17 protein-coding genes and 1 pseudogene are annotated in these 25,939 nt (G+C 42.6%); 3 read left to right on the forward strand and 15 right to left on the reverse strand.

Going from position 1 to position 25,939, the window contains the following annotated elements; genetic code table 11:
* Positions 1 to 103: 103 nt before the first annotated feature.
* Together ABZR88_RS12120 and ABZR88_RS12125 are read left to right on the forward strand one after the other, a co-directional pair.
* Positions 104 to 1,525 (forward strand): TlpA disulfide reductase family protein, encoded by a 1,422-nt coding sequence (locus ABZR88_RS12120; protein WP_107830601.1) that lies wholly within the window; start codon positions 104 to 106, stop codon positions 1,523 to 1,525.
* 429 nt (positions 1,526 to 1,954) lie between these two features.
* Positions 1,955 to 2,179: a helix-turn-helix domain-containing protein gene (locus ABZR88_RS12125; RefSeq protein WP_107830603.1), complete on the forward strand. Its 225-nt coding sequence runs from the start codon at positions 1,955 to 1,957 to the stop codon at positions 2,177 to 2,179.
* Between the two features lie 226 nt (positions 2,180 to 2,405).
* On the opposite strand, the gene ABZR88_RS12130 is transcribed toward ABZR88_RS12125, so the two are convergent.
* From ABZR88_RS12130 to ABZR88_RS12200, 15 genes and pseudogenes are all read right to left on the reverse strand, one after another.
* Entirely contained in the window at positions 2,406 to 4,115 is a 1,710-nt protein-coding gene (locus ABZR88_RS12130; protein ID WP_107830605.1) for a RagB/SusD family nutrient uptake outer membrane protein, read from the reverse strand.
* Between the two features lie 17 nt (positions 4,116 to 4,132).
* Positions 4,133 to 7,324, reverse strand: a complete 3,192-nt coding sequence (locus tag ABZR88_RS12135; protein WP_245917096.1) for a TonB-dependent receptor — start codon at positions 7,322 to 7,324, stop codon at positions 4,133 to 4,135.
* Positions 7,325 to 7,546: 222 nt separating this feature from the next.
* On the reverse strand, positions 7,547 to 8,584 hold the full coding sequence (locus ABZR88_RS12140) for a FecR domain-containing protein (RefSeq protein WP_107830609.1): 1,038 nt from the start codon (positions 8,582 to 8,584) through the stop codon (positions 7,547 to 7,549).
* 52 nt (positions 8,585 to 8,636) lie between these two features.
* Positions 8,637 to 9,263: an RNA polymerase sigma-70 factor gene (locus tag ABZR88_RS12145; protein ID WP_107830611.1), complete on the reverse strand. Its 627-nt coding sequence runs from the start codon at positions 9,261 to 9,263 to the stop codon at positions 8,637 to 8,639.
* A 311-nt stretch (positions 9,264 to 9,574) separates the two neighbouring features.
* Positions 9,575 to 10,207, reverse strand: a complete 633-nt coding sequence (locus ABZR88_RS12150) for an alpha-L-arabinofuranosidase C-terminal domain-containing protein (protein WP_211309859.1) — start codon at positions 10,205 to 10,207, stop codon at positions 9,575 to 9,577.
* Positions 10,204 to 10,914, reverse strand: a complete 711-nt coding sequence (locus ABZR88_RS12155; protein WP_211309860.1) for a hypothetical protein — start codon at positions 10,912 to 10,914, stop codon at positions 10,204 to 10,206. The genes ABZR88_RS12150 and ABZR88_RS12155 overlap by 4 nt, the downstream gene beginning before the upstream one ends.
* Entirely contained in the window at positions 10,883 to 11,533 is a 651-nt protein-coding gene (locus ABZR88_RS12160; protein ID WP_211309861.1) for a carbohydrate binding domain-containing protein, read from the reverse strand. The genes ABZR88_RS12155 and ABZR88_RS12160 overlap by 32 nt, the downstream gene beginning before the upstream one ends.
* Positions 11,534 to 11,567: 34 nt before the next feature.
* On the reverse strand, positions 11,568 to 13,901 hold the full coding sequence (locus ABZR88_RS12165; RefSeq protein WP_107830613.1) for a TIM-barrel domain-containing protein: 2,334 nt from the start codon (positions 13,899 to 13,901) through the stop codon (positions 11,568 to 11,570).
* 343 nt (positions 13,902 to 14,244) lie between these two features.
* Positions 14,245 to 18,240 (reverse strand): response regulator, encoded by a 3,996-nt coding sequence (locus ABZR88_RS12170; protein WP_146166595.1) that lies wholly within the window; start codon positions 18,238 to 18,240, stop codon positions 14,245 to 14,247.
* 1,282 nt (positions 18,241 to 19,522) lie between these two features.
* Complete coding sequence (locus ABZR88_RS12175) at positions 19,523 to 19,831, reverse strand: RagB/SusD family nutrient uptake outer membrane protein (RefSeq protein ID WP_245917097.1); 309 nt, start codon at positions 19,829 to 19,831, stop codon at positions 19,523 to 19,525.
* A gap of 36 nt (positions 19,832 to 19,867) precedes the next feature.
* On the reverse strand, positions 19,868 to 20,962 hold the full coding sequence (locus ABZR88_RS12180; protein WP_211309862.1) for an SGNH/GDSL hydrolase family protein: 1,095 nt from the start codon (positions 20,960 to 20,962) through the stop codon (positions 19,868 to 19,870).
* A gap of 30 nt (positions 20,963 to 20,992) precedes the next feature.
* A pseudogene (locus ABZR88_RS12185) lies at positions 20,993 to 21,402 on the reverse strand (mannonate dehydratase).
* Positions 21,403 to 21,440: 38 nt separating this feature from the next.
* On the reverse strand, positions 21,441 to 22,712 hold the full coding sequence (locus tag ABZR88_RS12190) for a glycoside hydrolase family 28 protein (RefSeq protein ID WP_170113669.1): 1,272 nt from the start codon (positions 22,710 to 22,712) through the stop codon (positions 21,441 to 21,443).
* Positions 22,709 to 23,191, reverse strand: coding sequence for a RagB/SusD family nutrient uptake outer membrane protein (locus ABZR88_RS12195; protein ID WP_107830623.1), 483 nt, complete (start codon positions 23,189 to 23,191; stop codon positions 22,709 to 22,711). The genes ABZR88_RS12190 and ABZR88_RS12195 overlap by 4 nt, the downstream gene beginning before the upstream one ends.
* Positions 23,192 to 23,282: 91 nt before the next feature.
* A complete protein-coding gene (locus ABZR88_RS12200) occupies positions 23,283 to 24,134 on the reverse strand; it encodes a hypothetical protein (protein WP_146166596.1) in 852 nt (283 codons plus the stop codon).
* A 265-nt stretch (positions 24,135 to 24,399) separates the two neighbouring features.
* Here ABZR88_RS12200 and istA point away from each other — a divergent pair, with 265 nt between their 5' ends.
* Positions 24,400 to 25,929: an IS21 family transposase gene (gene istA, locus ABZR88_RS12205; protein ID WP_369434689.1), complete on the forward strand. Its 1,530-nt coding sequence runs from the start codon at positions 24,400 to 24,402 to the stop codon at positions 25,927 to 25,929.
* The last annotated feature ends 10 nt before the right edge of the window (positions 25,930 to 25,939 follow it).

The following is a 25,939-nucleotide window of genomic DNA, read 5'->3' on the forward strand; positions in this document are numbered from 1 at the left end:
CAACTTACGGTAAGTAATTTTGTGGAGCCGGAGGTTCCTTTGGATGAAATGTCTTACTCAGCCGGTTGCAAATATTACAACTGTAAATTAAACCTACTCCGCAATGCTCAACAAAACCGTCAAGCTTTTTTTCTTGATCTTCTTAGTATGCCCAATTATGTCGCAGGCTCAACGCCCTAACCGGAGCTTGCTTCAAAATACCTTCTTTGATGAAAAAGTAACCATCCCGCAGCTAAAACTTACACCAGGAGGATTATCTCTGAAAAATACCAGCACAGTTGACAGTGTATGCCACATATTAGAAGCAACATGGGCAAAAGAGTCAAGTAAGTATTACAAAGATTATAGAAGCGATTACACTCCTGAACAATTTAATCAATTAGATGCTTACGTTTATTTGAGAAACATGATGGAAGTTGCTCAAACAATGTCTCTCCCTGATAATTGCTTAAGTCACCTCACCAAATATTATATGGTTCCCGCATTACAGCGCGACTATGAAACCATTAAGTCAAAACCCACTTTATCAAAATTAGAGCTGATCCACTCAGGATCATTAGGAAATACAATAACGTTGGGCACTAAACCTGAGACAGATAGAGAAACATTTTACAAATGCTATGAACTATACAACAAATATGACGAACTGCTGCGGCAATTTGTTGCACTCCCAGATACAGCGATCTCAAACTATGCAAAAAGTGTTTTAGACACTCAAGATGAGTTTTATTATGATATTAATGCTAGATATCAATTCTACCAAAATGACTTGGATAAGTCTGCAAAATTTTTGCTCGAAGGTTTGAATAATCACCGTTATTCTCGCAGACGAGTTTGGGGTATGACAAAACCTCTTGTCGAATCTTACAATGCCACAGGGCTTAGGGAAAAAAGTATTACTATTTTAAATGCATTACTATTAAACACCACACCAGATATAGTAAATCGAAATAGCCTTCGTAAGTTGTACCAAGAAACTGATCCAGAGAATGGCGAAGCGATCTACAATAATATTTTAGCTCAACAGGGAAACAGCTTTCGAAAAAACGGAAGAAAGATCAAGTTGCCTCTCCATTGGAAGTTCTTAGCGAATCAGGTAACTCCTGAACGTTTAAAGAAAGCTAAATTTTTTCTGGTAGATGTATGGTCAACACATTGCGTCCCTTGCTTAGAAGAAATGCCGGAGTTAAATAAATTATATAAGAAATATGCCGACCAGGAAGATATACTTTTTCTATCTATAAATGTGGATTTCAGTGAGAAAGGCAATATTGGGGATGTCAAGAAAACAGTTAAACGATTGGGCATTCATTTTCCTGTATTTTATGATAACCAGTTAAGCAAATTGCAGTCTCAATTAGCTGTTCAATCATTGCCATCAAAATCTATTATAAACAAACAAGGTGAGCTATTTATAAAAAATGATGACTCCGAAATCACGCGTAATACTTTCGATCTTTTTTTCAAGGAGTATAGCAACATATCTAAATCGCCCGCCGATTCTCGGCCAGGGGCTTCTAAATAAAAGAAAACTGTTTGATTTGATTTAGCTTCTAAATGTGAATAATTCACATAAAACTGGAAAGATCAAAGCCAACAGAATACAACCATAAGCTCTAATTGATCAAATATCAGAGACGATACCACCGCTATTTGTGCGCCTTAAGATGTAACCAATGACTGGAAAGCCAAAGCAAGATCCATAAAAAAATTAGCGCTATTACATAAAACAGTCGCTTCTTGTTCCATACAACTTTACCTCGAGAAGAACTTAAATAATTCCTTTCTTGCTGGTTCATTACCTATTGAGATGGATAATAATGGATGATGATGGACAAATATGCTAAAAACAATAATGATTTTTATCTGTGCATAACAAAAATACAAAAGTGTGGGACTAAAACCCCACACTTTTGTATTTCATTTTTTTGAAATTCCCGGCTTTTAGCGGGGAATGTCTGAAGAAACAAGGAAGCAGCAATTGATCTTATTGGGGAAGCACCTCGAAGCCTTGAGAAAAAGACAGGATCTATCTTTTCGCAAAATGGCACAGAGATGCGAGATCGATGCAAGTGATATCAGACGATACGAAAATGGCGAGATCAACATGAGCTTTTTTACTTTGCTGGAATTAGCTAAAGGGCTAGATATCCCGTTAAAAGAATTAATGACCTTTTGAATGCTCAGTTCTGGCAATCAATAAATTCTCTCACTTATCAGCATTGCATCATAATCAATCCTTTTACAATCCATTATAAACATGAACTTTAACAAGTTCATGCAATGTGGGAATGATTAATCATGTAGGAACATTTAACCTTATAGAGCTTATATTTGGTTAACTTAAAAGCAAAATGGGAAATACCGTCGCATTCCCCATTTTGCTATATTTAGTTATTTTTTAACTAATAACCTGTATTCTGCGGATAGCCTTCCGAATCGCGATCAATTACAATTTGTGGAATAGGTCGCAAATAGTATTTATCTAATATCCCACCAGGATTGGCCTGTTTTGTAAGGATATTATTTTGAAACGCGCGGTCAAGTTTATGGGTACGCTTCAAATCGAACCACCTTTTATACTCACCCTCCAATTCGCGGGCTCTTTCATCCAGAATGAAATCAATATTAACGTCAGCAGCGGTGATCTGCATATTCTGCCCTGCGATAGTAGCACGAGCACGAACCACATTAATCCTATCTGCAGCAGTAGCTGTTTGACCCAACTTAAAGTAAGCTTCAGCAGCGATCAAATAAGTTTCGGCAAGTCTGAAAATAAATATATCCCGGCTGCTGGTATACTGCCCCGACTGTGCACCTGGCAGTAAGGCGTTGGGATCGTAGAATTTACCGACCATAGGCCATTTTTCGGCTCCGCCGATATTATTGAAATCCTGTTTCCATCGTGGGAATGTGATAATTTCGACATTGGGGTTGGCCGTTTTGAGTGCAATCGAATCAGCGGCAGTAAACGGTCGATCCCATTTTGGAAAGTAAAAACGTAGATCTCCTTTTTTAACAGGCTTACCGTTCAATGTAGCATCGGTAACTGCGTAAAACTGACTGATAAATGTGCCGTCGTAACGTGCGTCCTTGGTAGTGTTAAAAAGAGTATACAGATATTGCGTAGGCATATAATCTGCAATACGGCGACCATAGGTCTGATCACCCTCTGTAAATCCCGGTTCTTTATACAATCTCCAGCCAAACAGAATATTCTGGTCGTTGCCTACGCTGTTAGTGGTAACTGTATTTTTTTGCAGGCTAGTTGGATCATATTGAATTGACCAGATGATCTCTTTACTTTTTTGGTTCGATGGATTGAATACATCCGTATAATTAGGTAGCAGACTGTAAGTACCACTATTAATAACCTGATCTGCATATTGCGCAGCTTTAGTAAAGTCATCGGCATTACCGTATGACTTATAGCCTCTCGTTAAATAGATCAACGCAAGTAATTGCTTAACTGCCCCCTGCGTAACCCGGCCAAAATCAGCCGTGGTAACATCAACGCTATTCAGCGCGGTCGTCAAATCCGAGATGATAAAATCGTAAACATACTGTTCTTTTCCTGGCGAGAAGTGCGTAATTACAGTATTGATCTCATCCTTCACTATTGGCACTCCGCCAAAGTTTTCTGCCAATATGTAATAATAATAAGCCCTGATAAAGCTAGCCTCACCAATGCGTTTTTTTGCCAAAGCAGGATCTATGCCGGGAATTGACGCACCACGGTTGATGGCGGTATTACAACGCTGAATTCCACTATAACAAGCCGAAAACACCGAACTTACCCCTGAATTGTCAGCTGCCAATGTTGTATATTCATTCAAGCCAATAGCTCGGGTCTGGCGATCCCCCAAAGTTCCGCTGATGGCTTCCTGATCGCCACGGGTAGTTAGATCCGTACCATATTCAAAAAGATAAGGATCGTTGTCATAGATTCCGCGCAGCGAACCGTAGCATGAATTGATCAAGGATTCATAACCCTTGGTATCTGTATAATAATTGGTACTCGTGATACCGCCGAGATTCTCCTCCTGCAGGAACTTTTTACATGAAAAGTTAGCTACAATTAGGAATAATGAGATTATGGTAATAAATTTTTTCATTGTTTGTGCCCTCCTAATTAAAATCCAAGATTTATGCCTATAAGGTATGCTGCGGTACTAACGCCTATACCATAAGTGTTTTGTGACGCCCATTCAGGGTCAAATCCGTCATACTTTGTAAACAGGAACGGATTACTTGCGGTGGCATAAACCCTCAAACTGCTAATTTTGGCACGTTTCAGCAGCTTAGCTGGAAATGTGTAGCCCAAAGTGATATTATTAATGCGCGTAAAGTCGAGCTTACGATATTGCGGGATGGTTGAGTACGGGCCTGGATTTCCGGGCTGCCACCAAGTGTTTGATGGGTTGGTTGCGGTCCAGTAAGGCTTGTACATTTGATTATAATTCTGATTAAAATTCAGGAAGGTTGCATCATAACTGCTTGTAACCATCTCGCCGCGGCGGGTATAAACTAAAACATAAAGGTCTAGGTTTCCATATTTGAAGGTATTCCCTATTGAACCATCCCATTTTGGTGTTTTTTGCCCCAGTATAGCCTTATCATTGGCGTTAATTACCCCATTACCGTCCAGATCTTTAACCCGGATCTGTCCTGGTTTCTGGTTGTATTTTGCGGCCAAAGCGGCGTCGCTGGTCTGCCAGATCCCGTCGAAAACATAATCGTAATTAACCTGTACTGGCTGTCCGATAAACAATAGGCTGCCTACATCGTTCTTGGTACCGCCATAAATTGATAACAACTTGTTGTTACTAACCTGCAATGCAAAATCTGTCCGCCACTGGAATTTCTTGGTCTGAATGTTTATCGTATTCAAACCGACCTCAATACCCTGGTTACGCATCTGGCCCACGTTGGCCGAAACAGAGGTAAAGCCCGTTTCCGGCGGCAATTGACGGCTGAACAGGATATTTTGTATGGTGCGCGAATAAGCATCGACCGATCCTGAAATACGGCTGTTAAACAAGCTGAAGTCTACACCGAGGTTCCATTCACGAGTTGTTTCCCAAGTTAGGTCTTGATTAGCCAACTGTCCCGGAGCATAACCATTGGCCAGCACGCCGCCAAAATCGTAGTAAGTCTGTCCTAGGTTCGCCTGAGTTGAATAAGCGGCAATACGGTCATTACCGGTAGAGCCGTAACTCAATCTTAACTTCAGGTCGTTAACCGTCGGCATTTTCTTCATGAAATCTTCCTGGGATATGCGCCAGGCGGCTGAAGCCGATGGGAAAAAGCCCCACTGGTGACCAACTGCGAAGTGCGAAGAACCGTCATAACGACCGGTGGCAGTAAACAGGTATTTGTCTTTGTAATTATAATTTACACGGCCGGTAAATGATGCCAGAGTATATTTGGTATAACTGGAGCCATATGCAAGCACGCTGCCCCCCGATCCCAAGTTGTACCACAAAGATTTATAAGGCAGTCCCGATGCTGTGATATTGCTTGTCTCCGTGCGTTCCGACTGCATACTCTGGATAACGGTACCGGTGATATGATGGTCTCCGAACTGTTTATCATAAGTAGCCTGGTTGTCCCACACCCAGGAGAAAAAGTCGTTCGTGTTATTTTGTGCCTGCGTGGGAACGCTACCACCAACACTTTGCTTACTTAGCGGGCCATAATAGATACCGTTTCTGGTGGCCACGTAATTTGGAGAGATCGTAGATTTTACAGTCAGCTCCGTAATGGGCTGAAACTGTACATACAAATTTCCAAAAGTATGCATTACGCGTTGCTGCCGTAATTCGTTTTGCTGATCGAAAAAGGGGTTTGTAACTGCATCGTTATTAAACACCCTAAATACCGGATTGCCACTGGCATCATAAGGGTAGGTGATCGACGGCAAGCGATAGCTGGAACGCAGTGCTTCGGAGCTTCCCTGATCTGTCAACGCCTGCACCAGGTAAAGATTTAAACCTGCTTTCCATTGATCGGTGATCTGCCGGTCCACGTTGCCTCTAAGGCTATATTTTTTATAGTTCTCTGGGGCAACGTTCCCATCTTCCTGATTTAACCCTGCACTGACCGAAAAACGTGTTTTTTCGTCGCCGCCGGCAGCGGTCACATTATGGTTCATCTGAACAGCATTTTTGAGCACTAGATCCGGCCAGTTGGTATTAACACCGTTGTTGTAGTTAGCGATCAGGTCAGAAGATAAGATATCGGACAGCACGATACTCCTTCCGTTAGCACGATTTTGCTCGGTCCGGAAATCCACATATTGCTGACTATTCATCATCTGGGGTAAATGTATAGGTACTTTGGTACCTACATAAGAATCAAAAGTGAGTTGGGTCTTTCCCGCCTTGCCACGTTTAGTGGTTACGATCACTACGCCTTTTGCACCACGTGAGCCATAGATCGAAGCCGCAGATGCGTCTTTCAGTACATCTATTTTTTCAATATCGGCAGGATTTAGATCGTTTAAACCGCTGGTGGTAGGGATTCCGTCGATGACATAAAGTGGCTCATTGGATACATTTCCGATGGAGTGTACACCACGCACCGTAACGCTGTAGCCGGCTCCCGGTTTACCCACGTTTTTGATCACTGTTGCTCCGGGAACTTGCCCCTGTAAAGCGGCTGTCGGATCGGTAACCGCAAGGCGTGTGATCTGATTTGAATTAACCGAGGCTATTGCCGTTGTAACGTCCGCTTTCTTCTGGGTACCATAACCAACTACAACTACCTCGTTCAGATTTTTTGCGGTAGGTTTCATTTTGACTGTAAATATGTTCTTCCCGTCTACAGGTACATCTTGCGTATCATAACCGACAAATGAAACCGTCAGCACGGCATTGCCCGGGACATTGATATGAAAGACACCATTTAGATCGGTCGACACAGCTCCAGCCGTCGTCCCTTTTATCGTAACGGTAACGCCGATCAACGGCTGATCATTTTCGTCCAAAACAGTTCCCGTGACTTTCGTATCCGCAACGGTTTCACCTTTCGGTATAATGACGATCAGATTGTTTTCCAGTTTTTGATAGGTGTAAGGGGTATTAACTAACAATTCGTCTACCAGTGAAAGAGCTTCGAGATTATTTGCGTTTACATTGGCAAATTTGTTAGTAGGGATCTTGTTTTTACTATATAAAAATCGATATACGGTTCTCTTTTCGATTTCACCGACCACTTTTTTAAAATCTACAGCAGTAAGATTTAATGTTACTTTAGATTGCGAATACCCCTTCGCGAACATCTGAAAGTTGAACAGGACAATCAATGCGATCGTTAATTTCATAATTAAAAGGGGCTTTTTTAGGCAAAAAGAATGCCTGGCACACTTGCTGTGCGTATAAAAACTCATAACTTTACTAATTGAAAGGTGATCAATAGCAGACGTCTCCGTCAAAAGCTGTCTGCAACAATAAATGGTATCTCTTTTCTTAACGGGGAGTATTCCCCGTTTTTTTAATTTCTAAGTATTTCTTTCATCATAAAAAAGGTTTAATAAATAATTGGGTTATTTAACTATAATCTGGTTTTGGTTAATCTTATAAGTAAAAGGCGAGATCAGGCTCATCGCATGCAAAGCCTGCTCAATATTCTCCTGCTCGAATATCCCTGTAAACACCAACTGCTTTACCCGCTCGTTTTCAAATTCGATATGAACGTTATAGGTTCGTTCTAGCTTTTTAGCCAATTCTGCAAACTCTTCATCTTGGAAAACTATCTTATTACTCAACCAGGATGTTTCTACGACCATAGAATCTTTCTTCTGTAGATATGTAATTTTGGGTAAGGCGACATTCGTAGAACCATTGCGATCTCCCCTATCCGCAGGAGAACTATAATTTACCACTAACTTTTCCGTCGGCTTTAAGGTGATGATGTCTGACGGCCTATCCCGAAGTGTAACTTGAATTTTCCCCCTTAAAAGTGTCGTTTCACTAAAATTATCGTCAGCATAGGCTTTAATGTTGAATGCAGTCCCTAAAACTTTAACATCCATCTTCCCTGTGTGTATGATAAATGGGTGAGCCGGATCGTGATGAACGTCAAAATAAGCTTCACCCGTCAATCGTACTTCTCTAGTATCTCCTTCAAATTTATCCGGGAACTGAATTTTACTATCTGCGTTTAGTACAATTTGAGTACCGTCACTTAGAATAAGTTTTTTGCGAGTTGCATTCGGGGTGTTGACCAAATGTGTCAACTCGGGCTTTTTTCCGGTTGGATAAGTATAAAATAAAATCGCAGTTGCAATTGCGACCAGCAGCATCGCTGCTACCTTCGCCAACCAAGCGCCACTTTTCCTTTTGGGCTGAGCAATATCGATTTGAGATTCTTTAGCAGCGATCTTCTGCCGTACCTTTTCCAAAAGTTGCATATTGGACTTTTCTGCAACTTGCTCTCCGGCAACATATTCCCGAATAATATTATAGCGGGCTTGATTGATCGAATCCTCTTTGAGAAGGTCTTCTAGCTCCTTAGCTTCCTGAAATGTAAGTTCACCTACTAATTCTTTGGTGATTAGTCTGACGAATTTCTCCTGGTTCATGTTTGGTTGGCAATTGCCTATATTAACAAGAGTCCAGTTTTGGCAGAATTACTTACAAGGAGTTGAAAAAAAAGTAAAAAAAAGCGAGAATAACAGTTATGTTGATGGCAACTACCTTTGCATCTTTCTTATTCATTGAAACTGCTTGGTTAATTTTATTCATGGCCCGGTAGATCTGCGTATGGACGGTTCTTACTGAAATGTCCAGCAGATCTGCAACTTCAGCACATTTCAATCCGTCTTCCTTCACCATTTTAAAAACGATCTTGCACTGTGCGGGCAGTTGACTTATTGCCTTATCTAATTGAAGTATCAACTCTTTATTTTCCAGGTCATGATCCGGCCTGTATTGATCAGGGATGTTATCATGATTTTCATCAAGCGGAACCACATGCATACGAGCCTTCCTTTTCCAAACCTTCGTTGATTTATTACGGATGGCTCTTAACAGGTAAACTTCAGGGTTAGTTACATTTGTAAGACTAATTCTGTTGCACCAGATATCAGCAAACACCTCAGAAACGATATCTTCTGCTGCTATCCGGTCATCGACGAAGCGCGTACAAAATCGCATTGCTTTTGCTTGCATTAATCGAAACAGATCCTCAAAGGCCTTGGAGTCGCTCTCCAACGTCATCTTATTCCAGTACTCACGAATTTCAGTAACTGTATGATTCATTGCCCAACGTTAAATACTATGACAGTCTATTACCTCGAATAACCGGGTATCTTCTGAAAGCAAGAAGGCGACACGTGTGATTTATAATATTATTGTGACAAGGTAACAGAATTTTTATGATCAAAGAAATTACTTGTCACAGAAAATTTTAGCAGTAAGCATTTACAACTAACAATAAAGGCGCTGCTGTAACCACCAGCAAACGCCTTCTGAGCTTGGAGGTGCTCATATCCAATTATGATGAGAGAAATTATATTTTTTGTCGGGGTAGAATAACGCTCTGTAGCTAATACCAAAAAGCTGTTGCCGAATCAATCACTTTTACCGTATGTGATCCGTATAACACTCACGAAATAGGCCGGAGCTTTATACGTAAACGTCTTTCGCACGCTCAACTCATTATTCACCGGCGAGACAGTTGACGGGTTTTGTGCTGTATTTTTATCCTGTGGCTTACCGGATAAAACGGCCACGGTAGCTTTTGACGAAAGTTTTCCGAATCTTGAAAGGTCGATCCCGGCGGCTACGGATGCTGATCCGGCATTAACCACTTTCAGAATTACGGTTTTGGTCTTACTATCTTTCACACATGATGCCGCTAATAAGCTATCAGGGGTACTTCCCTTTTGAAATCTAACAGCGTCGGCGTAATAGGTATCGCCGGCATTTGCAGAGAAGAGCTGTTGCACATAATAGTTCACAGTCGGTGTGATTTCGGTATTGGTGAAATAGATAAGATTAGGATTCCAGGAGGTATGATTCTGGTTAGCCAATAGTGGTGCATATGAGCTCATTTTTACCACATCCCCATTCCGCTCTAAGGAGGTCATATAAACAGCTTCAGCCAGTGCGTTCGCCAACGCGTTACCTTTTGAAGCGTATTCGCCGACATAAACTTTAGACTTGGAACGATCGTAAGCATCATAACGATGACCGTTGTTCAAAAACCATGATGGTTTTTCATAATAGTGTTCATCGACAACGGGCACCTGCAACTGATTCGCATAATGCCAACCTGCATCATAGTCGGCACCTGCCGGAGATGGACCAACGTGCCTACTACCGTGATCTCTGGGTGCTTCGCTTTTACGGCGTCGTAAATCATTTTAAATCTCGTGCGAAAAGCATCCGTTTGTTTGTCCTCATTGCCAATACCTATATATTCCAAATGAAATGGCGCAGGGTGGCCAGCTGCAGCCCTTTTGGCACCCCATATAGAAGTGACTAGCCCGTTGGCATATTCGATCAGGTCCAGTACATCCTGAACATAAGCTTGCATTTCGTCTATTGGGATACCCTGCTGACCAATACTACCTATACGCCAGGTGCCACTTGAATTTTGACAACTCACACCGGCAGCCAGCACCGGCAGCGGCTTGGCGCCAATATCTTCACAAAACTGAAAATATTCGAAGTAGCCTAACCCTACCGATTGGTGATAATTCCAAATATTACGTTGCTCCCCCCGTTGCTCAACGGGGCCGATCGTATTCTTCCAGCGGTAGATATTCTGCAAACCATCACCGTGGGTTAGACACCCGCCCGGAAAGCGCATGAAATGCGGTTTAAGACCAGCAATGACCTGCGCTAGATCGGCGCGTAAACCGTTAGCCCTGTTTTTAAAAGTTTTTTGTGGAAACAGCGATATCATGTCCAATGCCAGGATACCTTTTTGCCAAAACGACTAACCGTGCATCGGCATCTGTTGTATTCGCAGTAATAACGGCGGAATACTTTTTCCAGTCCTTAGCGCCTGCCACAATACTGGCTTCGCCATAGACCTCCCCTTTTTTCCCACGTAAAGACACCGTTAAGGGGATTTGATCAGCTGACATTAACCGGGCGTAAAGGCTGAAATTGTATTGCTCGCCTGCTTTGACAGGTATACCGTCATAACCCTCGTTAGTGACCCCTATACCTTTCTGCCCAGGATCGCTGATGGTCAATTTGATATAATGAGGATTATTGACGTTTATGGGACTACTGCTTTCAACAGAGAGCTCGCCATAACCGAAACCCTCAGTTGTATAATCCCAAGCGGTCAGTGGATTCCAGCCCTTCTTATCGGCAGGTGTATATTCGAAAGACCTGTTCTGCACCAGTTCAGCATATAGGCCGCCGTCGGCAGCATAACTAAGGTCTTCAAAAAAGATTCCAAACAAATCAGGGCTTATCTGCTTGCTACCACCGGCAGCACCCCGCTGGGCGACAGCCTTTGAAGTGATGAAACATAAAACTATCAGTAAACTTAATTGGCTTAATTTTCTCATATTCTCATTCAGCTGGCTAATCCAATGCTAGGTATTATTTTTTGAAACTGACCACCGCCTGTTTGCCGTCATAACCAACAGTTTGATCAAACCTGCTGGCATTTTCATAGCCAGCCCCATGGTTAGCGTCAACAATAACCACATTGAATTTCCGGGAAGATAACATCCCTGTAAAAGCACCCTTGCGCTGGTCAATAGTCAGAGTTCTGGCTTTATCATTCCAATGAAAACCAATTTCGGTGTATTTACCTTTTTCGTAATTATAGTTATCACCCTCGTCTTCATAAAGCGTAAAGTTGCCGTCTGCTCCCGGGTAGATACGCAATTCCAACTGATCCCATTTCTTTTCTGTAGAGTACTCTACTTTTGGCCCCCATGGCATGACAGTACCGGCCTTCAGATATAACGGAATGATATCCATTGGTGTAGCTTTCTCCACTTTGCTACCTCCAACTACAGATTGGCCTGTCCAAAAGTCGAACCATTTGCCTGCCGGCAGATAGACAGAGGTCGTTTTGTTATCGGCAGCAGTAACCGGTGCAACTAACAGGGATCTGCCGAGAAGGAACTGAGAACCTAAATCATATACCTGAGGATCATTTGGATAGTCTAAATACAACGCGCGCATAATGGAACCCGAATGGCGGGTTACATCCCAGGCGGTGCTATACAGATAAGGCAATAAGTGATAGCGAATGTTAATAAATCGCTCCTGTGCATCAAACGGCCATTCCCCGCGCTCACCAAATTGATAGATCTCCCGGGGTACCATTGTTCCGTGTGAGCGCATTAATGGTGTAAAGGCAGCAAATTCCAACCAGCGAGTGTATAGTTCCTGGAATTTAGGATTTTTGGCACCCCCGGTTTTCTCATAGTCACGGGCAAAGAAGCCACCAATATCGGCGTTCCAGTAAGGAATACCAGTTAGCGTAAAGTTTAATGCGGCCGGTACCTGCCGGGTAAACACATCCCAGCGCGAAGATATGTCGCCGCTCCAAGTATTAGCACCGTAACGCTGGCTCCCGGCAAAAGCAGATCTGGCCAGTATCGAAACACGCTTATCGCTGGTAGTCGCGCGCTGGTGATCATAAACGTTACCTACATGCATTAATGGGAACGCATTTTGTATGCTGCGGAATGATCCCATGGCAGTCGGCTGTTCGAAATCAACCGGTTTAACATCTATGTGGTCGGGCTCTGTCGAATCCAGCCACCAAGCATCAATTCCTAAAGAAAAAATACCTTTATTCAGATAACGCCAATAAATATCCCGGGCGGCCTGGTTAAAAGGGTCATAAACTTTAGTACCGGCTTTGGGTGGCCAGGAATGAAAATTGATCAACTGGTTGTTTTTATCGAACTCTGTATACTGCGGCGTTTTTGGTCCGAAACCGGGCCAGGCCACGATGAAAAGTTTGGCATGCAGATTATGGATTTCGTTTACCCATTGTTGTGGCGTCGGGTAAGTTGTATGATCAAACGTCATCGCATTCCATACACTATCTGCACCCCAGTACTGCCAGTCTTGCACAATGCCGTCTAGAGGAACATGCAGGCTACGATATTTTTTCACTACATCCAACAACTCATCCTGCGTTTTGTAACGCTCACGCGACTGGCTGAAACCGAACGTCCAGAACGGCATCATCGGCGCCTGACCTGTTAATGTGCGCATCTGTGCTACTACGCCATCACCATTGCCGCCATACATAAAATAGTAATCACCCAGGTCGGCTATATGAGAATTAAAAACAGTTTCTGTCTTTGTATCGGTAAAATCCGTCGGCGAGTAATTATCCCAAAACAAGCCATAACCTTTAATTGATTGAAAATAAGGTATACATACTTTGGTGTTGGCATTTTCCAGCAGCACCTTTGTATTTCGTTGATTCATTTTGCCATTTTGCTGCTGTCCCAAACCGTAAATAGCCTCAGTAGTGTCTAACACAAAAGATTGTGCTGCCTGATATCGGTTAAGGTTTACGTCTTTAATTGGGTTAAGCTGAAAGCCATCCGGTTTTTCAGCCAGCAACACTGTTCCGTCAGGTTTGCTGAAAGTTATAGCGCCATTTGAAAGATCTAATTTAGTTTGCACGCTGACAGACTGCAAACTGATTCCGTTACTCGTTTTTGTGACCTTCAATTGAACCTTTTCAGGCACCATGATCACAGACAAACTTTTTTTATGAACAGTTGAATCAAGCGGGTATTTGATCACCCTAACGATTTTGTCACTGTAATACCTTATCTCGATATTGTAGTTTTTAAATTTTGTCTTTACACCTCCCGGCATTCCCACAGATGTTTGGCCTGACGCCCAAAAGCAGCTGGCTAAAAAAATACCTAATGGCAGTAACTTTTTAAACATAATATAAAGGTTTGAAATTGATTTCAATTTATTCGCCTCAAAACATCAGTACAACGATATCATACTGGCCAAGGCCATTTATATCTCATCGCCGTTGAAGTTACCGGACTATAATTATACCCGGCACTTTGTTACGCAATACACTATCCGTTTTAAAACGTGTTTATAATTATTAATTCAGATCAGAATAATGTTGGCAATATAGGCTGCAAGGTCATTATCCTTTTTACGCGCTCGTTGAAAAGACTTTGATCATTGTTGAAAAAACAAGCAAAATTGGCAGTAATTAGCTGCTGGTTCCTATTCAGAAGATGACGTAATCGAGAACTAATCTATCTGCGAATTATTTTCTACCACTCTCTATTTTGCCAGTCGAGACCTGAGTAATATATTGCGAAGGTTTAACCCCGTATTCATCATGAAAACATTTACTGAAATAAGCAACATTACTGAACCCAACCATTATTGAGATCTCGGTAATGGAATGCGCTCTTTTAAGAATCAGTTGCGCGGCATTTTTTAATCGGACGGACCTGATAAAGTCTGAAGGGGACTGCCCAACTGTTGCCAGCAGCTTGCGGTACAGTCCAGTGCGATCCATATTCATATCGCTACTAAACTGCTCAACTGAATAAGCGGAATTAGCCAAATTTTTTTCGATACATTTTAAGGCATTCTGGATCAATCGTTCATCAACGTCTGTCGTCGTAACGGAAGCCGGCTGGATCACTGTAGCTTTTTTAAATAATTGCTTGCGCTGTTCATGCTGATCAATGAGGTTTCTTATACGCAGCATTAGGATATCCATGTTGAACGGCTTGGAAATGTAAGCGTCGGCACCTGCATCATAGCCTTGCAATTTGGCGTCATCAGTAGAACGAGCGGTTAGAAGTATAACAGGGATGTGTGAAATACGTACATTTTTCTTTAGCTCTTTACACATCGTTATACCATCCATTTCAGGCATCATGATGTCGCTGATCACAAGATCAGGCATTTGTTCAGATATTTTATCCAAGCCCTCACTACCATTAACAGCTGTCATTACTGTATAGCTAGCGCTTAAATTGTTAGCCAGAAATTCCCTGAACTCCCAGTTGTCTTCTACGATCAATATTTTCAAATTCGACCGGTCGTCGCGTGTAGCACCTGTTTCTTGTGAAGCCGATGTATCAGTGCGAAACTTGGCAGGCATAGCTATGGTAAACCTAGAGCCTTTACCTGCTTGGCTTTCGACACTCACTTCTCCGCCATGCATCCGTGCATATTCACGCACCAAATGCAGGCCGATGCCGTTCCCATTATTGCCTTCTGGTTGATTGTCAGCTTGAAAAAACCGATCAAATATGACTGGTAGATATTTTTCAGCAACTCCGCAGCCGGTATCTGTTACCTCAATCCGAAAGACTTTGTCCGTCAAGTTATTTAAGTTTTCCAAATCAACTTTCAGGTTGACCCTGCCACCAGTAGCGGTGAACTTAAAAGCGTTGGACAGTAGATTATTGATCATGATGCTGGTCTTGTCCCTATCGATATACAACCAAGCCTGCTCAACCTCACATTGCCAATTGAAATGAATATCTTTACTATGCGCCAATTCTTCAAATGGATTACTCAAGGTTTTAATGTAATCTTCGATATTGCAATAACTGAGGTGCAAAGATTCGCCGGAAATTTCCAAGCGCCGGAAGTCAAGCAGCTGATTAACCAGGCTCAGCAAATTCAATGCATTATTATAGATCCCGGTCAATTGCGTCTTTACCTTAACATCTTCAAATTTCTTCAACAGTACATCCAACGGTGTCAAGATCAAGGTCAACGGCGTGCGAAGCTCGTGGCTCATGTTCGTGATAAAACGAAACTTCAACTCATCTAGCTCTTCGCGCTGCTTTTTGATTCGTCTGGCCTTGATGCGTACGAGGTTGCGCGAGATGACCAGATAAGCAAGTGCAGAGATGATCAGAATATAGCATAAAATAGCCAGGGGGGATTTCCACCAGGGTGCCTTTATCGTTATCACCATCCTGGCAACCTGGCCGCTCAAGTCCTTAGCGCTACGACCGGCCCGCACGTTAAACACATAAGTACCCGGTGAAAGATTGGTATACGTGGCAAATCCTAAACCATCAGGCGCACTTTCGCTTCGCCAAACCTGATCCACGCCGTCCAGGTAATATTGGTAGTAGGTCTGAGAGGGGTTGACGTAGTTAAGCGCTGAAAACCCAAGCGTTAAAAAATTCTGATCGTGATTCAGTGTAAGATGATCTGTGGCTGCAATCGACCGAGTTAAAATAACATTACCTTCATAGGCCTCGCCCTGAACAATTTCTTTGCCATCTAACTGAAGTTTAACAAATAATGGTTTTAGCTTTTTATCGTTTTCGGTTTTACGCTGCAGATCAAGTTCATTGAAGCCGTCGATCCCACCGAAATAAAGATTGTTATGCTGTGAGATAAAAGCAGAACGTGGTATAAATTCGTTGTCGATTATTCCGTCATAATTGTTAAAATTATCGAAAGCAAACTGATACTGCCCCTGGTTCTTATTTACGCGCACCCTGGACACGCCATTAGAAGTAGAAACCCAGAGCTCGTGTTCGTTGTCCTCCACAACCGCTTTTACGGAGTTGTTGATCAAGCCCTCATCATTATGTAAACTACAAAGTGTGCCGTTCCTGTTATCCCACACATTCAAACCATCTTCAGTGCCAAGCCATAATAGCCCACGGCTATCTGCAAGCAGACAAGTATATTGCTGATTATTGGTATTGAACAGTCGGCGTAGTTTAACAGGTAAATGTTGCCCGGAAATTGATGTTTTCAAGGCAGGATCATAGATCATCAGGCCGGCATTAGAGATACCTATAACACGGCCTTCCCATATGATACATTCTTTTAATCGGGTAACTGCGGTGTTATTAATAGCTGTAGCTTTTACCGGTTCTTTTACCCCAGATGACGGCTGGAATTTAAGCAGTCCTTCTTCTTCACTACCCAAATAAAATTCATCAATACCTGTTTGTGTAATACAATTGATATCCCCGGTGTCAAAGTAATTTTCACGGTCATCTTCAATTTTATATAGTCCCTTGGTAGTACAGATCCAGGTTCTCTGTTGTTTATCGGTATAAATGGCGTTACATCGGATATTGCCTAACATTCCCGGCGATCGCGTTAACTGCTCTTCGGCAGGTTTATATTTAAATAGTCCGCCGGCTGTCCCCACTAACAAACGCCCAGATGCATCATTTCCAAAGCAAGTGACAGAGAGATCACCCGGCTTTTTAACCGGGAAACGCGACTTGCCGATATTACTGAATTTGAATCGATCTGGATGATAATAAAGCAACCCACGATTGAGCGTGCCCACCCAAAAGCCACCTTGGGTATCATTGTATAGGGTACTAACTTCTGTGTCGATGGATCGGCCATCCAATAAGTGCAGCGTCGGTATAAATTGTCGGCGAGCTAGATCGCTTGAGAATCTCCATAAGCCAAACCGGCAGCTTAAAAATAGTTCGCCTTTATGATTAACGGACAGACAGTTTAGACCATATTCAGGCTGCAATACGGTATTCCATTTATGGCTATTGGCATTGTATACCTGCATTATACCGGTTTCGCCGTTACGGAGGATATAAAGTGTATGATTACCCGGAACAACAAACGCTGTGCGGTTATATGAATGAGGGAAGGCCTCTTCCAGATCGCCGCTAAATAAAAATTTTCTAGTCACAAGATCATAGCATTTGAACAAGCCAGAACGAAAAAAAAGAAACAATTGCTTATTGAGAACGGCAAGATCATACAGGGGGTCGCTGGCATTATCGCCAAGTGATCTCTCATTAAAAAAAACCTTGATGACCTTTTGGTTCGAATTCTTGTATAATAGCTTGCCGGTTTTGGTCAGCATCCAAAAACCCTGATGTTGATCCATGAAAAGATCAGCTAATGGCTCTCGTGCCCCCATAGCAGCCAGTATGCTGTCAGCTTTGGGCTCGAACCGCTCTTTACGAATATCAACCAGAATCAACTTGCCATAATTTTTGATCCAAAGCCGGCCTTCACCATCCACATAGCTGCGATGAAAACCGTGGTAACCTGAAAGGGCGTAAAAGCGTTCTGCGTTTAAATGGATATACTCAAATGTGGAACCATTATAGATATTAACCATCCCTTGTGTTATGACCACCATCCGGCCATCTTCCAATTGAGTAATATTTCGCACGTCATTGTCAGATAAGCCGTCATTACTGGTAATAGGCGTAAATGCATTGAATTCCTGCGCACGGCTAAAGCAACATGTTAGGAGGAAAATATAGATCAGGAAACTTCTCACGTATGGTATATTCAGGGTTATATCGGCATCTATTAGTTATTCTACACTGATCCTATTGGATGAGATAAATATCACCTACAGGCGTTGACATATTTAGTTTTTTGAGTTCATCGAACCACCCGTGTTCAGACAATACAAAATAATAAATAATACTAAGATGATTGCGAGCCCTCCGCAGTGCCGCCCATATCCAACGGTGCCGATCTTCATCTGCGACAAATGGTAAAATGCAATTATAACTTGCGAATCGTTACATCCGATCAAAGATTCAGGCTGATCCATGCATTTTTTTTAACAAACAGAGCTTTTGTTAAAAAAATAAGCGATTCAATGACCTATGTGATCACAATGGAAATTTCAACGATATTATTAAATTTTTCAACGAGACCTACATACCTGCATGAGATTTTACTGGCAATTTATCAAGTAAAAAATATCTAAATCAGCAATAAAGATCAGCATTATTCCATACCCTTTTACCAGCTGCTTGAGTTTTTCAGCGAAAAACAACAGTTAAATATTTCAACTATATCAACACTCTTTTCAACCTCTGTAAAACCGCCTTGTTCACAGCGATAATACTTTTGAAATGCTGACAACGCTGGCCTAGGCGATAGAGTCAAACCAACAATTATAAACAGTTTTTCTAAAATTTTTATTACCTAATAGTTATTGCTAGTTATAGCTAAGGAACATTACGAATAATTAAATATGAAACGGAAGTTATAATAACTCGTTTATCATATTAATATGTAAAAGGCAACCACTGAATGCCTTGGCATTCAACAATGTGTTCCGATTGAGGGCGGAAAAATTAGATGTTATCATTTTAGATTTAGTTTGGTTTAGAGCAAATTAAAGTGTAATTAAAAATATAATTTACTTCAATCGTACCTACTTTTAGCTCAAATGATTTACCAAAACATGGAACTTTACCTTAGGAGATTAAGATATTTAAGTTTAACGACATATCATACATTCCTATAAGTTGAGTAAAGTACATCTATAAATACAAAGTGTGATCGTAAGCAGCGAAGAATAGCCACCCTTATAGAAATAGTTATTCTTTGAAAGCTGTTGTTCCTCTTGGCGCGTAATACTTAAATGCCTAGGTCCTATCGGAAGACTTAAATTCTATAATTATCCTAAACTTTTCGCAAAATAAAAGAGCCCCATGCAATATACATGAGGCTCGATGGCTCGTAGGTCCCAGGCATCTAAGCCCGGAATTTTTTCGAAAGCATAAAATTATACCATTAATTACTATTCCAACGGTCAGTAATTAATAGCCCGGATTTTGCATGGCTGTTTTCTGAGCAGCTGTTAGCGGTTGCCCCCCTTGCTGTACACCATCCAGGAATTTCTGCGGTATTGGTCGCAGGTAGTGTTTATCCTGTGGTTTGGCCTCGTTATTAAATAAGGCAGTTCTTTTGATCAACGTTTTGGTACGTGAGAGGTCTTCCCAACGCATCAACTCGCCCATCAACTCGCGGGTACGTTCATTGAGGATAAAGGCCAGAAACTTATCAGCATCTGAAGCAACACCCAACTGAGTATAAAAATCGTGTGTTGAGTTCAAAATATCTGCCACACTGTTCAGATGTAATGCCGATGATCAAACAATCCTTTACCATTTAACGTGTTGATCAATAAAGCTGATCAGTTGATCTGCCATAGACCGTTGCTCTTTCTTATTTGGATGTCCTCCCGTATTTTTATAAGGAAAGATCAGACTGCTGATCTTAGGGTCATTTATGTTCTTGACCGCCTTCTCTATATAGCCGGGCCATTTAGATCCGGGCGCAGTGGCATCCATGCTGCCTAAAGCACAGATGATAAATGCTTTGGGGTATTTGTTACGGATCGAATTAACAAATTTCTGGTATGCGTCCACAATAAACTCATCTGTAGGCGCTTTTTTACCAAATCTTGCTTTAAACTGTTCGTGTTCTGGCAATTTCACCAACCATGAATCATTTTGAAACAGATTGATCACCACCACGTCCGGTGTGTATTTGTTAAAATCCCACTTGCTTTTACTATCAAAGGGATCTAAGCGATCAAAAATTTCCGGCATGATCTCTGGAAACCAACTCACCATCACTCCTATTCCGCCCCTTGCTATAAATGAATATTGAGCACCAAAATGACGCGCCGTCAGAGCAGCGTAGGTATAATAATTATTGTAAAACTCTGCAGTACCCGATTCTTTCTGACCAGGAGGAACATCTACACCATGGCCTGCGGTGATCGAATTTCCGTAAAATTCGATCTTTCTTATTGGTAATGCTGTTGGGGAAAGTAGCTTGGCTTTGCCACCGATCCGTAGGCCATACAATATGTTCTTTGAAGTATTATTAGATAACTTGTAGATCTCTAGGCTGTGTGATCCAGCTGCAAGACCGTGTGCCACATTAATTTCAGCTCTGTTAGAATCAACCTTAAATTTAAATGCGCTTGCTGCGTCATTATCAATGATGGCATAAAAATAGCCGGCTTCTCGTGTTGATCTCATGGTGACATCTACTGCATCTCCCGTAAAGTTCATTTTCAATGTTGAACCTGGCCAAAAAAAGGCAACAGAATCAAGGCTTTTAGCAATACGCCCGATATAACTAAGATGGGGATCACCGGGTTTAACAATAAGTTGGGCAGAACTATTGGAACACCATACAGAAAAAAAGAATAGCGCTATTAATGATGGTTTAAATATGCGTTTCATACTCATGATTCGGTTTATTGATTTGTTAGTTTAATTTTTAGCTATACGATTAAATTTGATTCCCGCCTCCAAGCCCTTCAGCTCTGATAACCCTTTAAGTCGGCCTATTAATGAATAACCGGGGTAAGTATCATAGTTGTGATCGGTCCATATCTTATCGCCATGATCCGGCCGCATTGGAATCGCAATATCCGTCTGACCAGTTAACATGCGCCTGTACTGTCCTTCAACTATAGAATTCATTACTTTTTCCATGTCAGTGTTTCCTTCCAGATGCTGATCTTCAAAAAAGCTTCCTCTGCTTCTCTTTGGACATTCCGCAAGTATAAAAAATGTATGTGCTGTCCCAATCTACCTATCGTTCCAGGCAAGTCATTCTCTGCTCTAACGCCCAATGAGCCGGTACAAAATGCAAAACCATTAGAAGGCGATGGATACATATTAATAATCTCAGTAAGACGGTCTTCAGTACAAACCCTTAGTCATGACGAATAACACTATTTTCGGCCAAATACTTTGGAGCTTTACCAGACACAGTCTTCACGTTTTGAAATGAAACATTATCCGCATCGGTTATTTTTACAGCTGCATCTTCTGGTAGGTTTATTTTCTGGAATACAACATTTCTCAGTTTATGTTGAGGATCATTAAAACCGTTAATATCGATCACCGGCTCCTTAATAAGTGCACCCGTCAAGTCAATGTTGCTAAATGAGAAGTTTTCAAAGGTTGGCAATACTGGCGCTGCTGCTCCATCATTGTTATAATTTACAGCAGAGAAAATGGTAATTTGCTGCAATGCACAATCCATTACTGTAACATCCTTTACATAGCCACCGCGATCTTTAGTCCCTTTGATCTGCATACCATGCAGCAGTGGACCAGCCTTGCAATCACGTACGAGTACTCCACTTACACCACCTGACATTTCGCTACCAATGGAAATACCGTGGCCTTTTGCAAAGTCACAATCAGTAATACGTACATTACAAGTAGGTTTGCCAATAATATAACCTTCTGGGTTTTTTCCAGATTTAATGGCAATACAATCATCTCCGGTAGAAAACGTACAATTAAAAATAAAGCTATCATCTGATGAATCAGGATCGAGCCCATCGCCGTTATGCGCAGTACTTACTATATTCAGATCATGACAGTTTACACCTTTACTATAGATATAGTGAATGGTCCAACAGGGAGAATTTTCAATATTTAGTCCCTGCAGCTCTACATTTTTACAATTCATGAGGCAAAATAAACGTCCCCTTCCACGAAGTCCTGCCTTATCGATCATTTGCTTAGCTAAAGGAGTACCTCCTCCCCGAATAGTTCCTTCGCCTTGGATAGAAAGCTGTTCTACAACGAAACCACCATCATGGTTCATCACGCCTGCATTAATTAAACTCGCATAAGTTTTCATTTCCCACCCTTCAAACCTGTTGTTGTACATAGGCAGATAGTCAGCCTCATTGATACTCCCCTTTAAAATGCCGCCCTTAGCCACTTTAAGTGTCATGAAGCCTTTCAAATAAAGTGCGCCGCTAAGAAAAGTCCCTGCAGGGATTAGCACAGCCCCCCCTTTAGGGCACTCATTGATGGCCTTTTGAATGGCTTGGGTGTTCAGCGTTACGTCATCTCCTTTGGCTCCGAAATCGATTATATTTAAGACCCTTCCTTTTGCATTTGTCGTAAATTTGGTCGAAATGCTGGCGGGCGAAAGTTTTCCATTTTTGGTTTCAGCTTTGATCAAACAGTTGTAGGTAGCGGAAGGCTTAAGACCGGTTCTGAAACAGGAATGCGCCATAAGTTGAATTTCTGATTAATATCATTATAATAGGTATTGAATCGCTTTACCCGGTCATAAAGTAGTCCGAGTCGCATTAGCGTTAGTGCACGCTTTTCTTCAACTCCTAATTCACGCATACGCTCATCCAAAATATAATCCATATTAATTGCAGAGGCCACAACAGCCGACGCATTTGAGCGAGCTCTCACCGTGTTTATATCTGCTGCAACGCTGTTCAGATTATTCAGATCCATGTATGCTTCAGCACAAATCAAATAGGTTTCTGCCAAACGGAACATGTATTGATCAAGATAAGTCGCTCCTGCGGTACTCTTAAGCAGTCCCGTACTTGCATTCATAATTAAATTGCTCGGGTGCCCACCTGGTGTCGTACACTTTGATTGATAAGCGTAAAATCCACTACATTCGATATTACTACCCATTATTTAACCCATAAAATGCGTTTAATTAGGGGCAGCAGAATGGAGAAGACTGCTGCCCTAATAGCCAATTAATGACATGAAGAGAGCGTTGTTAACTAACAACGTTGAGCAAATTCATTTTCTCTTTTAACAGCAGCAGATCTCTCAGGTGTGTCCTTGCGCCAAAGTGCATGGCATCTTTTTCAAATACGCTATTAAAAGCGATTTCTGCTTCAGCAAAAGCTTTACGCCCCAGGTAACCCAAACCCGCCACAAATTCGCAGTGAATAGCATTGCGCAGGTTAAGATCATCGTCAAAGATCAACAGGTCAGGAAGAGATACTGCAAAATAATCGATGCGAACCTCATCACGCTTGTGGCCGTTGCCATAATTCACCAGATCAGTAAAGATCTTATCAGCTGTTTCGGGCTGCCCCAGTTCGCGCCAGGCCAGGCCCTGATAATAGATCTTATCTGGTTGCTGGTCGTTATAAAAGATAGCAGCGCTCGGTTCAGACAGGCCAACGGTTGCTTTATGCCAGTATTCAGCCGCATGCTGCTCGTCACCCAAACCTTTATAAGCACAGCCCAGCCAATAGAACAGGTCATTCTCCTGCGCTCCAGGTAACTTACCCTCGCCCAGATTATGAGGGTAAACCTGCGCCTGCTCCAGCTTGTCAATAGCTTCAGTAAAACGTTTGGCCCTGATATCGGCTTTAGCCAATTCTGTTAATGCATAGATATACTGTCCAGACGCCTTGCCTTCGCCTCCCTCCCATGGGTGAAACTTACGTTGATCAATTAGTTGCAATGCCTCGGCATATAAGCCACTGTAGTTGTAAAGTGCCGCATTTTCCAGGTATAGATCATCCCTGATGATCACCGTATCTTGCTTTTGGGCTAAAAACTCGAGACGCGTTTTAACCGGGTAATTTAATTTCTTATAGAGTTGATCTAATTCCATCAACACCCGGGCATCATCAGGGTTCAGGCTATAGGCTCTCTCAAAAAATGCTAATGCTTTTTCAGGGTTATTTTCCTTGTTGTAAGCTGGAGAATTCGCTGATATTGACCACCTGATTTCGGCGCAAACTGACCACCGATTCCGCGGGAAAGTGACCACCTGATTTCGGAGGAAACTGACCACCCCGAACGAGCCACATATGCTGTAGAAGCAGGCCTATTTTTGAGGTTTAACAACTTCACTAATGGCCAACACTACGATAAGCATGAGTAAGATAAGACAGATCCTCAGGATGTACAGCCAGGGCCGCAGCAAGCTATCGATAGCGGCCCAGACCGGCGTGTCACGCAATACCGCAAAGAAGTACCTTATTGCGTTCGATGCCAGCGGCTTTACGTTCGAGGAAATCAATACCCTTAATGATAAGGAGCTGGAGGACTTCTTTGGCAAAAGCAGTGAACGTCCCCCGGACAAGCGAATGGTGGCCCTGCAACGCTGTTTCCCGCAGATAGATAAAGAGTTAAAGCGTGTCGGTATGAACCGCCGCATCCTGTGGGAAGCTTATATCAAAGAGTTCCCTGACGGGTTCAAGTACACCCAATTCTGCTTTTATTACAACCAGTGGAAAGCCCGCGTGAACCCCACGATGCACCTGGATCATAAAGCCGGTGATAAGCTGTATGTGGACTTTGCCGGTGAAAAGCTAAGCATAGCGGACAAGGATACCGGTGAGGTCATCGAGGCCGAGGTGTTCGTTGCTATCCTTGGCGCCAGCCAACTAACTTACGTAGAAGCTGTGCTGAGCCAGCAGAAAGAAGACTTTATAGCAGCCTGTGAGAATGCCCTGCACTTTTATGGCGGCGTACCTGCCGCCATCGTTCCCGACAACCTGAAGGCTGCCGTTACCAAGAGTAACCGCTATGAGCCAACGCTGAACGAGACCTTTGCTGACTTTGCCGACCATTACGGAACGACCATCTTACCAGCGAGGGCGTACCGCCCTCGTGACAAAGCACTGGTAGAAGGAGCCGTTAAGATCGTTTACAGCCGTATCTACGCACCTGTTCGCAAAGAGGCCTATCATACCCTTGCAGAACTGAATATCGCGATCAAGGTCGCTTTAGAAGCACATAACAGCCAGCCGCTGAAAGGCCGCAATTACAGCAGAAAGCTCCAGTTCGAGGAGATAGAACGCCAGGCACTCTCGCCATTACCGGCATTACGTTATGAGTTCAAACGGCAGCACCAGGCCACTGTAATGAAGAACGGACATGTTTGTCTGGGTATCGACAAACACTACTACAGCGTACCGTACCGCTTTATCGGCAGGAAGGTCAAACTGCTGTATTCCCGCACCAACGTAGAAGTCTACTACCACTATGAACGCATCGCCATGCACAGGCGCATCAAAAGCCCTTACAGCTACACAACGGATAAAGATCACCTGGCTTCGACACACCGCTTTATGACCGAATGGACACCCGATAAGTTCCTGGAATGGGCAGCATCCATTCACGAGGATGTGAGGCTTTACATCCTGAAGATACTGGACCGAAAGCAACATCCGGAACAAGCTTACCGCTCCTGTATCGGTATCCTCAGCCTGGCGCGCAAGGCAGGTAACGAAAGGCTGGCCAGCGCTTGCAGGCGTGCGCTCGGCTATGGCGTGTACAACTACAAGACCATACAGCAGATACTGGAGAACAAGATGGACAGCTACGAGGAAAGCTTATTTGCTGACGAGCTGCCTATGCCCAGCCATGACAATATCCGGGGAGAGAACTACTATAAATAACCATTAATGA

This window comes from Mucilaginibacter yixingensis (genome assembly GCF_041080815.1).
In the GTDB taxonomy this organism is placed as follows: domain Bacteria; phylum Bacteroidota; class Bacteroidia; order Sphingobacteriales; family Sphingobacteriaceae; genus Mucilaginibacter; species Mucilaginibacter yixingensis.